General features: G+C 69.4%; 12 protein-coding genes. 9 read left to right on the forward strand and 3 right to left on the reverse strand.

The features are described from left to right. Positions 1-67: 67 nt before the first annotated feature. Positions 68-1762 (reverse strand): APC family permease, encoded by a 1695-nt coding sequence (locus ACFWF2_RS32405; protein WP_379311302.1) that lies wholly within the window; start codon positions 1760-1762, stop codon positions 68-70. 211 nt (positions 1763-1973) lie between these two features. Between ACFWF2_RS32405 and pdxT the strand changes: the two genes are divergently transcribed. Both pdxT and ACFWF2_RS32415 read left to right on the forward strand, forming a co-directional pair. Continuing rightward, positions 1974-2594, forward strand: coding sequence for a pyridoxal 5'-phosphate synthase glutaminase subunit PdxT (pdxT, locus tag ACFWF2_RS32410; RefSeq protein ID WP_379311295.1), 621 nt, complete (start codon positions 1974-1976; stop codon positions 2592-2594). Between the two features lie 92 nt (positions 2595-2686). Beyond that, positions 2687-3442, forward strand: coding sequence for a YebC/PmpR family DNA-binding transcriptional regulator (locus ACFWF2_RS32415; protein ID WP_357344921.1), 756 nt, complete (start codon positions 2687-2689; stop codon positions 3440-3442). A 61-nt stretch (positions 3443-3503) separates the two neighbouring features. On the opposite strand, the gene ACFWF2_RS32420 is transcribed toward ACFWF2_RS32415, so the two are convergent. Continuing rightward, the gene (locus tag ACFWF2_RS32420) at positions 3504-4004 is read right to left on the reverse strand and encodes an SRPBCC domain-containing protein (RefSeq protein WP_379311296.1); all 501 of its coding nucleotides are present in this window, start codon (positions 4002-4004) and stop codon (positions 3504-3506) included. A 105-nt stretch (positions 4005-4109) separates the two neighbouring features. On the opposite strand from ACFWF2_RS32420, the gene ACFWF2_RS32425 reads away from it, so the two are divergent. The 5 genes from ACFWF2_RS32425 to ACFWF2_RS32445 all read left to right on the forward strand — a co-directional run bounded on the left by ACFWF2_RS32425 (position 4110) and on the right by ACFWF2_RS32445 (position 7609). Beyond that, positions 4110-4619 (forward strand): O-acetyl-ADP-ribose deacetylase, encoded by a 510-nt coding sequence (locus tag ACFWF2_RS32425; protein ID WP_379311297.1) that lies wholly within the window; start codon positions 4110-4112, stop codon positions 4617-4619. Between the two features lie 160 nt (positions 4620-4779). Beyond that, on the forward strand, positions 4780-5349 hold the full coding sequence (gene ruvC / locus ACFWF2_RS32430; RefSeq protein ID WP_218721171.1) for a crossover junction endodeoxyribonuclease RuvC: 570 nt from the start codon (positions 4780-4782) through the stop codon (positions 5347-5349). Next, positions 5346-5945, forward strand: coding sequence for a Holliday junction branch migration protein RuvA (gene ruvA, locus ACFWF2_RS32435; RefSeq protein ID WP_379032241.1), 600 nt, complete (start codon positions 5346-5348; stop codon positions 5943-5945). The genes ruvC and ruvA overlap by 4 nt, the downstream gene beginning before the upstream one ends. Before the next feature lie 3 nt (positions 5946-5948). Further along, positions 5949-7043: a Holliday junction branch migration DNA helicase RuvB gene (gene ruvB / locus ACFWF2_RS32440; protein WP_379311298.1), complete on the forward strand. Its 1095-nt coding sequence runs from the start codon at positions 5949-5951 to the stop codon at positions 7041-7043. Positions 7044-7096: 53 nt separating this feature from the next. After that, positions 7097-7609 carry a GtrA family protein gene (locus ACFWF2_RS32445; protein WP_379311299.1) on the forward strand — a complete coding sequence of 171 codons (513 nt, stop codon included), beginning with the start codon at positions 7097-7099 and terminating at the stop codon, positions 7607-7609. 5 nt (positions 7610-7614) lie between these two features. On the opposite strand, the gene ACFWF2_RS32450 is transcribed toward ACFWF2_RS32445, so the two are convergent. After that, the gene (locus ACFWF2_RS32450) at positions 7615-8193 is read right to left on the reverse strand and encodes a DivIVA domain-containing protein (protein ID WP_379311300.1); all 579 of its coding nucleotides are present in this window, start codon (positions 8191-8193) and stop codon (positions 7615-7617) included. A 220-nt stretch (positions 8194-8413) separates the two neighbouring features. Here ACFWF2_RS32450 and ACFWF2_RS32455 point away from each other — a divergent pair, with 220 nt between their 5' ends. Both ACFWF2_RS32455 and yajC read left to right on the forward strand, forming a co-directional pair. Then, on the forward strand, positions 8414-9901 hold the full coding sequence (locus tag ACFWF2_RS32455; RefSeq protein ID WP_379311301.1) for a flavin-containing monooxygenase: 1488 nt from the start codon (positions 8414-8416) through the stop codon (positions 9899-9901). Positions 9902-10057: 156 nt separating this feature from the next. Next, positions 10058-10399 carry a preprotein translocase subunit YajC gene (gene yajC, locus ACFWF2_RS32460; RefSeq protein ID WP_189023805.1) on the forward strand — a complete coding sequence of 114 codons (342 nt, stop codon included), beginning with the start codon at positions 10058-10060 and terminating at the stop codon, positions 10397-10399. Positions 10400-10537: the final 138 nt, after the last annotated feature.

Genomic DNA, 10537 nt, shown 5'->3' on the forward strand with positions numbered 1-10537 from the left:
CGGTGCGCCGGACCGGTGCGGGTGGCCGCCGCACCGGTCCGGTATTCCTCGGCCGTCGGCCGGGTTCTCAGCTCACCTGCACGCGCAGATGACACACCACCGTGTCGGTCATCTTGCGCAGGACGCGTTCGAGTTCGTCGCTGCGGTGGCTGGGCAGGACGCGCTCCCAGCCCGAGGGCGGATCGACCTCGGCGATCACCACGACCTTGCGCCGCCCGGCGAAATGCTCACGGACATAGGCGGCCACAGGGCCGCCGACGGTCGCGTCACTGTCCTCGAGCATGACCAGGCGCACCTCGGGATGCCACGCCTCCCAGGCTTTGGCGAACGCCGCCGTCGACTCGCCCGGCAGACAGACGTGTATCGCGGTGACGTCGTCACCGATCGACATGGCCGCCGACAACGCCTCCCGGCTGAGTTCGCACACCTCGGCGATCGGCACGATGATGGCGGTGCCCGTCGGGCGCGGCTGCGCGGGCAGCACACCGGCAGTACCGCGGGAATGCCCGATCTTGGTGTAGGCGTTGCGGATTCGCTCCATTCCGACCATGAGGGCAGGCAGGACGAGCACGATCAGCCAGGCGCCCTCGGTGAACTTCATCGCGGTGGTGACGACGGCGGCGACGAACGTCAGCACCGCACCGAAGCCGTTGAGCGCGATCCGCCATCGCCAGCCCTCGCCACGGGTCTGCCACCAGTGCCGGACCATGCCGGTCTGGGCGATGGTGAACCCGACGAATACGCCGATCGCGAACAGCGGGACGAGCGCGTTCATGTTGCCCGCGGCCGCCACCAACAGCACTCCGGCGCTCACGCCGAGCGTCAGCACGCCGTAGCGGTAGACCTGGCGCGGGGTGGCGACGGCGAACCGGTGCGGCAGGCAGTTGTCGTCGGCGAGCAGCCGGGTCAGCGTCGGCAGGCCGCCGTAGGAGGTGTTCGCGGCCAGCGCCAGCAGTACGACCGTCGCGAACTGCACGATGTAGTAGCCGACACCGTGACCGAGCGCGGCTTCGGTGAGCTGGGAGAGCACCGTGGTGCCCTCGATCGGCTGCAGCGAGAACTTCTCGATCAGCACGGCCAGCCCGATCAGCATCGTGCCGAGCAGCAGTCCCAGCGCGACCTCGGCCCGCTGCGCGCGCCGCACGCGGGGTTCCTGGAAGCTCGGCACCGCGTTGGCGATCGCCTCCACACCGGTCAGCGCCGCGCAGCCGCTGGAGAACGCCTTGAGCAACAGCAGGACCCCGACGGTGTGGATGTCGCTCACCGCGGCCGTTCCCGCCGTGACGGCCGCCGGTTCCGTCCGCAGCAGCCCGCCGATGATCACCACGAAGATGCCCGCCACGAATACCACCGTCGGAATCATGAACGCGCGGGCACTCTCGGTGATGCCGAGCAGGTTCAACGCGGTGATGCCGACCAGCACCGCCAGGCAGATCCCCACCGTGTACTCGTGCAGCCCGGGAAACGCCGAGGTCAGCGCGGCGACACCGGCGGCGATGGAGACGGCCACATTGAGCACGTAGTCGACGATCAGCGACGCCGCAGCCAGCAGGCTGGTGCGGTGCCCGAGATGGCGCTTGGCCACCGCGTAGGCGCCGCCACCGTTCGGGAACGCCGCGATGACCTGCCGGTAGGAGGCGATGAGGACCGCGAGCAGCGCGGCGATGGCCAGCGTCACCGGCAGAGTCATGCCGAGACCGAGACCGCCCGCGGTGGCCAGCACCAGCACGATCGCCTCGGGGCCGTAGGAGACCGACGCCATCGCGTCCAGGGACAGACCGGCCAGCCCGGTCGAGACGGTGAGCCCGCGGCGGTGCGCGACGATCGGCGCAGGTCCGGAGCTCCTGCGCGGCAGAAGTGCAATCACCCTTGTGAGTGTCGACCCGTCCGGCGCGAATGCACCCGGCGTTGACGCAACCTTGACGGCGACCGTGAGCGGGCGCACATCGGCGCGGCTCGTAAGCTCAGCGCCTGTGAACGCATTCTCCGCTGCCGCCCGGCCGACCATCGGCGTCCTCGCGCTCCAGGGTGACGTGCGCGAACATGTTGCCGCGCTGGAACACTGTGGCGCCGAGGCGGTGCTGGTGCGCCGCGAATCCGAGCTCGCCGCCGTCGACGGGCTTGTGCTGCCCGGCGGCGAGTCGACCGCCATCTCCAAGCTGCTGGTGGCCTTCGAGTTGCTCGAACCGCTGCGCGCGCGACTGCGCGACGGGATGCCGGCCTTCGGTTCCTGCGCGGGCATGATCCTGCTTGCCTCGGAGGTGCTCGACACCAGGGCCGACGCCCAGCACCTGTCCGGCATCGATATGACGGTGCGGCGCAACGCCTTCGGCCGCCAGGTCGACTCCTTCGAGACCGACCTCGACTTCACCGGCCTCGACACACCGGTGCGGGCCGTGTTCATCCGCGCGCCGTGGGTCGAGCGGGTCGGTGACGGCGTCGAGGTGCTGGCGCGCGTGCCGCACGGACCGGCGCAGGGCCGCATCGTCGCCGCCCGGCAGGGCAATGTCGTGGCGACCTCGTTCCACCCCGAGGTCACCGGCGATCTGCGGGTGCACGAGCTGTTCGTGGACCTGGTGCGCAAGGCTCGGTGAACGCCCGCGTCCACGGTCGTGCGCGGTCCGAGTAGGCTGGATCGAGCTTGTCCGCCCGGGCAGACGCGCAACCGACCTGAAGGAAGTAGGGCATGAGCGGCCACTCCAAATGGGCCACCACCAAGCACAAGAAGGCGGGAATCGACGCCAAGCGCGGCAAACTCTTCGCCAAGCTGATCAAGAACATCGAGGTGGCGGCCCGCACTGGTGGTAGTGACCCTGCGGGCAATCCGACGCTGTACGACGCCATCCAGAAGGCGAAGAAGTCGTCGGTCCCCAACGACAACATCGAGCGCGCCCGCAAGCGCGGCGGCGGCGAGGAAGCCGGCGGCGCCGACTGGCAGACGATCATGTACGAGGGTTACGGCCCCAACGGTGTCGCCGTGCTGATCGAGTGCCTCACCGACAACCGCAACCGCGCCGCGGGCGAGGTCCGCGTGGCCATGACCCGCAACGGCGGCAACATGGCCGACCCGGGTTCGGTGGCGTACCTGTTCGGCCGCAAGGGCGTGGTGACCCTCGACAAGAACGGCCTGTCCGAGGACGACATCCTCGAGCACGTCCTCGACGCCGGCGCCGAAGAGGTCAACGACCTTGGTGAGTCCTTCGAGATCATCAGCGAGCCCGGCGATCTGATCGCCGTGCGCAGCGCACTGCAGGCCGCGGGTATCGACTACGACTCCGCCGAGTCCGGCTTCCAGGCGTCGGTGTCGGTCGCGGTCGACGCCGAGGGCGCCCGCAAGGTGCTCAAGCTGGTCGACGCGCTCGAGGACAGCGACGACGTGCAGAACGTCTACACCAACGTCGACATCTCCGACGAGGTCGCCGCCGAGCTCGACGACGAGTAGCTCAGGCACTACCTCGCAACCGCCCCGGCCGTGACATCGGCTGGGGCGGTTCGCGTTTGGGCTAGGACACGCGCTGCTGGTAGTAGCCGGCCATGGCCGGGTAGTAGTCGGCGAAGACCGGTCGCTCGGTGTGTGTGCAGGCGGCGACGAACATGTCCGCGTAGTACTCCCAGCCCGGACCGATCTGCGGGATCTCGGCCAGCTGGTACTCCGAGGTGAGGTGGTGGACCAGCCGCACCTCGGTGGCCGCTCCGGTGTCGAGCAGTGTCACCTCCAGCCGCCACACCCCGATCTGGTCGGTGGCGGAGAGGCCGAGGTGGATCGGCGGCGTGCAGTCGTCGATGTTCATCCCGGTCCACGGCTCGCCCTCCTCGAACCGCATCTGCACGCTGATGGTGTTGCCGGTGCCCGCGTCGCCCTCCCAGGCGCCGTACCAGGCCACGGTCAGGTGCGGATCGGTCAGCCGTGCCCAGACCTCCTCGATCGGCAGACCCAAGGAGCGGGTGATCACCAGATCCCGGCCGTCGGATGTCGGCAGGACCTCGCCGGTGGGTGTGGGCATGCGCGGTTCTCCTCGACTCGGGTGGAGCGACGATCGGCGACGGTGTCGACGGTACGCCGCGATATCCGGTGGTGTCGTGCTCGGCGCGGCCAGCACAATGGACCTGTGACACGAATCGAGGCGGTGCGCGGGGACATCACCGAACAGCAGGTCGACGCGGTGGTCAATGCCGCCAACTCCTCGCTGCTCGGCGGTGGCGGCGTCGACGGCGCGATCCACCGCAGGGGTGGGCCCGAGATCCTGTCCGCGTGCCGTGACCTGCGCGCCTCGCGCTACGGGAAGGGCCTGGCGACCGGTCAGGCGGTGGCGACGACCGCGGGACGGCTGCCCGCCCGCTGGGTGATCCACACCGTCGGCCCGGTGTGGTCGGCGACCGAGGACCGCTCGGACCTGCTCGCCTCCTGCTACCGCGAATCCCTGCGCGTGGCAGACGAACTGGGCGCCCGCACGGTGGCCTTCCCCGCGATCTCCACCGGCATCTTCGGCTGGCCGATGGACGACGGCGCCCGCATCGCCGTCGACACCGTGCGATCCGCCGAGACCGCGGTGGAGCAGGTGCGGTTCGTCCTGTTCGACGACCGGGCGCTCACGGTGTTCCTCGCGGCACTGACCTAGCCTGAGCTGCGGAATCCCGCGTGGCGGCAAGGTTCTCGACGAGGACACCCCGACCGGCGGCTGTCGTGGCGCGCGCTCGGGGCTCGTGTCGCTGGTCGGTGGCCGCGGCGGAATGCTCTAGACTTTCGAACAACTGTTCGTTTCTTCGAAGGGGCTGCCGGTGCGGGTGATGGGCGTCGATCCCGGGCTCACCCGGTGCGGGCTCAGCATGGTGGACAGTGGGCCGGGGCGTAAGGTCGTCGCGCTCGATGTCGGGGTGGTGCGGACACCGCCGGAGGCGGAGCTGGCGCTGCGGCTGATGGCGGTCGCCGACGCCGCCGAGGAGTGGATGGATACGCACCGTCCCGAGGCCGTCGCCATCGAACGAGTCTTCGCCCAGCACAACGTGCGAACCGCGATGGGGACCGCGCAGGCCGGTGGCGTGATCGCGCTGGCCGCGGCGCGGCGCGGGATCAAGGTCGCTTTCCATACGCCCAGTGAGGTGAAGGCCGCCGTCACCGGCAACGGCACCGCCGACAAGGCGCAGGTCACCGCCATGGTGACCCGGATCCTCGGGTTGCGGGTCGCCCCGAAACCGGCCGACGCCGCCGACGCGCTCGCCCTGGCGATCTGTCATTGTTGGCGGGCGCCGCTGATGGACCGGATGGCGGCCGCGCAGGCACAGGCGGACGAGGTCCGCCGCCGCTACGAACAACGGCTGGCCGAACAACGGAAGGTGGTGCGCGGGTGATCGCGTCGGTACGCGGCGAGGTACTCGAGATCGCGCTCGACCATGTGGTGATCGAAGCCGCGGGGGTCGGGTACCGGCTCAATGTCACGCCGGCGACGCTGGCCGGGCTCAGCCGCGGGGAGGAAGCCCGCTTGTACACGGCGATGATCGTGCGCGAGGACTCGATGACGCTGTTCGGCTTCGCCGACACCGAGGCCCGCGACCTGTTCGGCCTGCTGCAGACCGTCTCCGGCGTCGGCCCGCGCCTGGCGATGGCCGTGCTGGCCGTGCTCGAGCCCGAGGCGCTGCGAAAAGCGCTGGCCGAGAGCAATGTCGCGGCGCTGACCAGGGTCCCCGGCATCGGCAAGCGCGGCGCCGAACGCATGGTCGTCGAGCTGCGCGACAAGGTGAACCTGGTGCCGGTGCCCGCGGGCCCGCCCGGCGCGCAGGTCCCCGTCACGCCGGTACGCGAGCAGGTCGCCGAAGCGCTCATCGGTCTCGGTTTCCCCGCCAAACAGGCCGAACAGGCCGTCGACACCGTGCTGGCCGACCAGCCCGCCGCCACCACCTCCGTTGCGCTGCGCGCCGCTCTCGGCCTGCTCGGCAAGAACAGGTAGGTCATGGACGACTTCGAGACCGACGACTTCGAGACCGACGAATCCGCGCTCACCGCGCGGTATCTGCACTCCGACGGCGAAGCCGAGACCGGCCTGCGCCCCACCTCGCTCGACGACTTCATCGGCCAGCCCCGGGTCCGCGAACAGCTCGCCCTGGTGTTGCGCGGCGCCAAACAGCGCGGCGCCACCCCCGACCACGTCCTGCTGTCGGGCCCGCCCGGCCTCGGCAAGACCAGCATGGCGATGATCATCGCCGCCGAACTCGGCACCGCCCTGCGCATCACCTCGGGCCCCGCCCTGGAACGCGCTGGCGACCTCGCCGCGATGCTGTCGAACCTGGTCGAAGGCGATGTGCTGTTCATCGACGAGATCCACCGGATGGCCCGCCCCGCCGAGGAAATGCTGTACCTGGCGATGGAGGACTTCCGCGTCGACGTGGTGGTCGGCAAGGGCCCGGGCGCCACCTCGATCCCGCTCGACATCGCCCCCTTCACCCTGGTCGGCGCGACCACCCGGTCGGGCGCGCTCACCGGCCCGCTGCGCGACCGCTTCGGCTTCACCGGCCACATGGACTTCTACGAACCCGGCGAACTGCTGCGGATCCTGCAGCGCTCGGCCCGCATCCTTGGCGTGCAGATCGACCACGACGCCGCCGCCGAGGTGGCCGGACGCTCACGCGGCACGCCCCGCATCGCCAACCGCCTGCTGCGCCGCGTGCGCGACTTCGCCGAGGTCAGGGCCGACGGCGTGATCACCCATCCGATCGCGATGGCCGCACTCGAGGTCTACGACGTCGACGCGCTCGGCCTCGACCGGCTCGACCGTGCCGTCCTCGGCGCGCTGGTGCGCGGTTTCGGCGGAGGACCGGTGGGTGTGTCCACGCTCGCGGTCGCCGTCGGCGAGGAAGCGGCCACCGTGGAAGAGGTGTGCGAACCGTTCCTGGTGCGCGCCGGACTGGTCGCCCGCACGCCCCGCGGCCGGGTCGCCACCGCCGCCGCGTGGGAGCATCTCGGGCTGGTGCCGCCGCCGGATCTGGTCATCGGCGCCATCGAAGTGCGTGGCCGCGAACCACACCCGAGCATGGATCTGCTCGACTGAGCCCGTCGATACCGGGCGGGCACGGTGCCGGATCGTCGTCTACTGTCGGCCCTGTGGCAGTCCATGCGGTGGTGCAGCGCCTCCCCGAGCCGTTGCGTTCCCTGCTCCTGAAGCATCGGGAGCTCCTCAAGTTCGCGGTGGTCGGCGGGATCACGTGGTTCATCGACACCGGTGTCGTGTACGCGGTGAAGCTGACCGTGCTCGGCGACAAGCCGCTGACCGCGCGGTTGCTCGGTGCGCTGATCGCGACCATCGCCTCCTACATCCTCAATCGCGAATGGTCCTTCCGCACCCGCGGCGGCAGGCAGCGCAGTCACGAGGCCGCGCTGTTCTTCACGATCAGCGCCCTGGGCATCGGCGTCACCATGATTCCGCAGGCGATCTCGTTGTACGTGCTGAATCTGCGTGTGCCGCACGTGGATCCGGTGGTGCAGGCGGTCGCGAACTTCGTGTCCGGGCAGATCCTGGGCGTGCTGCTGGCGATGGCGTTCCGCTTCTGGGCGTTCCGCCGCTACGTCTTCCCCGACGACCTGCGCGAAGCCGAACTGCACAGCATCCAGGGCTGAGCTGCCTAGTGCCTGCCCTCGGCGTGCTCGAGGGCGGTGATCACCAGGTCGATGAACGCGTCCACTTCCTCGCGGGAGTAGCCGCGGGTGCCGAGCCTGGTGTCGGTGAACCGGACGCCGCGCACGTCTTCCGAGGTCAGGCTGCCCGGACCGTTGTGGGCCAGCGTCGCCGCGACCAGATCGAGGAACGCGTCGACCTCTTCCTCGTGGTAGCCGCGCCTGCCGACCGCCGACTGGCTGAACCGCATGCGGTGCACGTCGTCGGGGGTGAGCATGTCGGCGACATCGTCGCCGAGCCGGGCCGCGGGCACCGGGGCGCCGCCCTTCTGGCGGTATTCGAGTTCGGTCCTGACCCGGTCGAGGAAGTCGTCGACCTGATCGGCCTGATAGCCGCGGCCGCCGAAACGCGGTGCGCCGAAGTGCACGTGACGGATGTCGTCGGCGGTGAGGACGCCCTGTCCGTCGAGGGTGGCCGAGACCAGTTCCAGGAACGCGTCGACCTCTTCCGCGTGGTAACCGCGATGGCCCAGGGTCGGCATGGCGAAGTGGGTGCGGCTCACGTCGTCGGGCGTCACAGCCGTCATTGTGTCAGGATCGCCCTTCTATCCCACGGGTTTTCGTCATCGCGCGGCAACTCGGACGCCGTCGATGAACAGCCGCCGTACCGCGTGACTGTACACCGCCGTCAGCGCCGGATCCGGCGTTCGGATGCCGTGCGCGAGGCTCGCCACCACCACCCCCATCGCCGCCGACGGAATGATGTGTCATTCTGTAACAGACACCTGATTTATGTGGAGGTTCGGCGTGGCACCTCAGTTGGACGCGGTCGTGGTCGGGGCAGGATTCGGCGGTATGGGCGCCGGCATCGAGCTCGACCGGCTCGGACTGCGTGATTTCGTGATCCTGGAGCGCGAGGACGACCTCGGCGGTACCTGGCATGTGAACCGGTATCCCGGTCTGGCGGTCGACATCGCCTCGGTCACCTACTCCTATTCCTTCGAGCCGAATCCGCACTGGACCCGGCTGTTCGCCCCCGGCGCCGAGCTCAAGAAGTACGCCGAGCACGTCGCCGACAAGTACGACCTGCGCAGGCGGATGCGGTTCGGCACCGTCGTCGACGGCGCCCGCTGGGACGAGGACAACCAGCAGTGGGTGGTCTCGATCGCCGGCGGGGAGACCGTCACGGCGCGCTACCTGCTCGCGGCGACGGGCTTCCTGTCCCAGCCCTATACCCCGCCGTTCCCCGGCATCGAGTCCTTCGCGGGCAAGATCATCCACACCACCGACTGGGACGCCGACTACGACCTGACCGGTCGCAAGGCCGCCATCATCGGCACCGGCGCCACCGCGGTCCAGCTCGTGCCCGAGGTGGCCAAGCAGGTCGACGCGCTGACCGTCTTCCAGCGCACGCCCATCTGGGTGGTGCCCAAGGTCGACGCCCCGATTCCCGGCGTCGTGCAGGAGATGTTCGCCAAGGTGCCGCTCACCCAGAAGGCGGCCCGGCTGGTCAACACGGGCATGCTCGAGGCGCTGATGGTCGTCGGCGTGCTGCACTACGCGCAGGCCAAACCGCTGAACAAGGCGGCCGCCGCGCTGGCCAAGGCGCATCTGTTCGCGCAGGTGCGCGACAAGGAGACCAGGGCCAAGCTCACCCCGCACTACGACTTCGGCTGCAAGCGCCCGACCTTCTCCAACCAGTACTTCAGGACGTTCAACGCACCGCACGTGCGGCTGGAGACGAACTCGATCGACCACGTCGAACCCGACGGCATCGTCACCGCCGACGGGCACAAGACCGAGATCGACACCCTGCTGCTGGCCACCGGCTTCAACCTGTGGGACGTGAACTTCCCGGCCATCGAGATCGTCGGCCGCGACGGGGTGAATCTCGGAAAGTTCTGGCGCGACAACCGTTTCCAGGCCTACGAGGGCATCACCGTGCCGAAGTTCCCCAACTTCCTGAGCCTCAACAGCCCCTACTCCTACAGCGGGCTGTCCTACTTCACCACCATCGAGGCCCAGATGAAGCACATGGGCAGGCTGTTCACCGAGCTGTTCCGGCGCGGGGAGCGGACCTTCGAGGTCACCGAGCGGGCCAACGCCGAGTTCCTGGACCGGGTCACCGGCAAGCTGGGCAGCTCGGTCTTCTACGGCGGCGACTGCGCCACCGCGCGCAGCTACTACTTCAACCAGCACGGTGAGGCGGCGCTGCTGCGCCCGACCAGCACCGCCAACGCACACCGCGAGGCGGTCACCTTCCCCCTCGACGACTACACCTACGGCCGCGCCTGAGCGGCCGCTGCGCACTGCCCGGCCCCGGTTCGCGTCACCGCGGACCGGGGCCGTTTTCGCCCGCGCGTCGGTGTCCGGTGTGTCGCCGCCGCCGGGAACTGGCAGACTGTCAGGCGTACTTGCACGTCCACCACTGACTAGGGACTGACTTCGACGATGGACTTCCTGTTTCCGCTGCTGATCCTCGCCCTGCTCGTGCCGATGTTCTTCGGTATCCGCAAACAGAAGCGGGAGGCCGAGAAGGTCTCGAGCATGCAGGAGGGTCTGAAGGTCGGTGACCAGGTCATCACCACGTCGGGCCTGTACGGCACCGTCGTAGACCTCGACGACACCACCGTCGACCTGGAGATCGCCGAGGAGGTCGTGACCACCTGGCTGCGTCAGGCGATCCGTGAGGTGCGTGCCGAGGAGCAGGCGGCCGAGGAGACCACCGCCGCGACCGACGCCCCCGTCGAGGAGTCCGCGGATCAGACCGAGACCCGGCTGACCAAGGACTGATCACTCCCGTCATCGCCGGGGGGCGCGCGCCCCGGCGCGCCCCCGCGCGGGGGGCGGCGGGGCCCCCCCCGCCGCCCCCACAAAACCACAAGCGAAGTGCCGGGGGTGTTATAAAAAAAACAAACCCACAAAAGAAAA

This window comes from Nocardia sp. NPDC060259 (assembly GCF_042728775.1).
GTDB lineage: Bacteria > Actinomycetota > Actinomycetes > Mycobacteriales > Mycobacteriaceae > Nocardia.

Bases quoted from the DNA above. Each gene is read 5' to 3' on its own strand.
- ACFWF2_RS32405 (WP_379311302.1), bottom strand. From the start codon at position 1,762: ATGGCGTCGGTCTCCTACGGCCCCGAGGCGATCGTGCTGGTGCTGGCC.
- ACFWF2_RS32415 (WP_357344921.1), top strand. From the start codon at position 2,687: ATGAGCGGCCACTCCAAATGGGCCACCACCAAGCACAAGAAGGCGGGA.
- ACFWF2_RS32420 (WP_379311296.1), bottom strand. From the start codon at position 4,004: ATGCCCACACCCACCGGCGAGGTCCTGCCGACATCCGACGGCCGGGAT.
- ruvB (WP_379311298.1), top strand. From the start codon at position 5,949: ATGGACGACTTCGAGACCGACGACTTCGAGACCGACGAATCCGCGCTC.
- ACFWF2_RS32450 (WP_379311300.1), bottom strand. From the start codon at position 8,193: ATGACGGCTGTGACGCCCGACGACGTGAGCCGCACCCACTTCGCCATG.
- yajC (WP_189023805.1), top strand. From the start codon at position 10,058: ATGGACTTCCTGTTTCCGCTGCTGATCCTCGCCCTGCTCGTGCCGATG.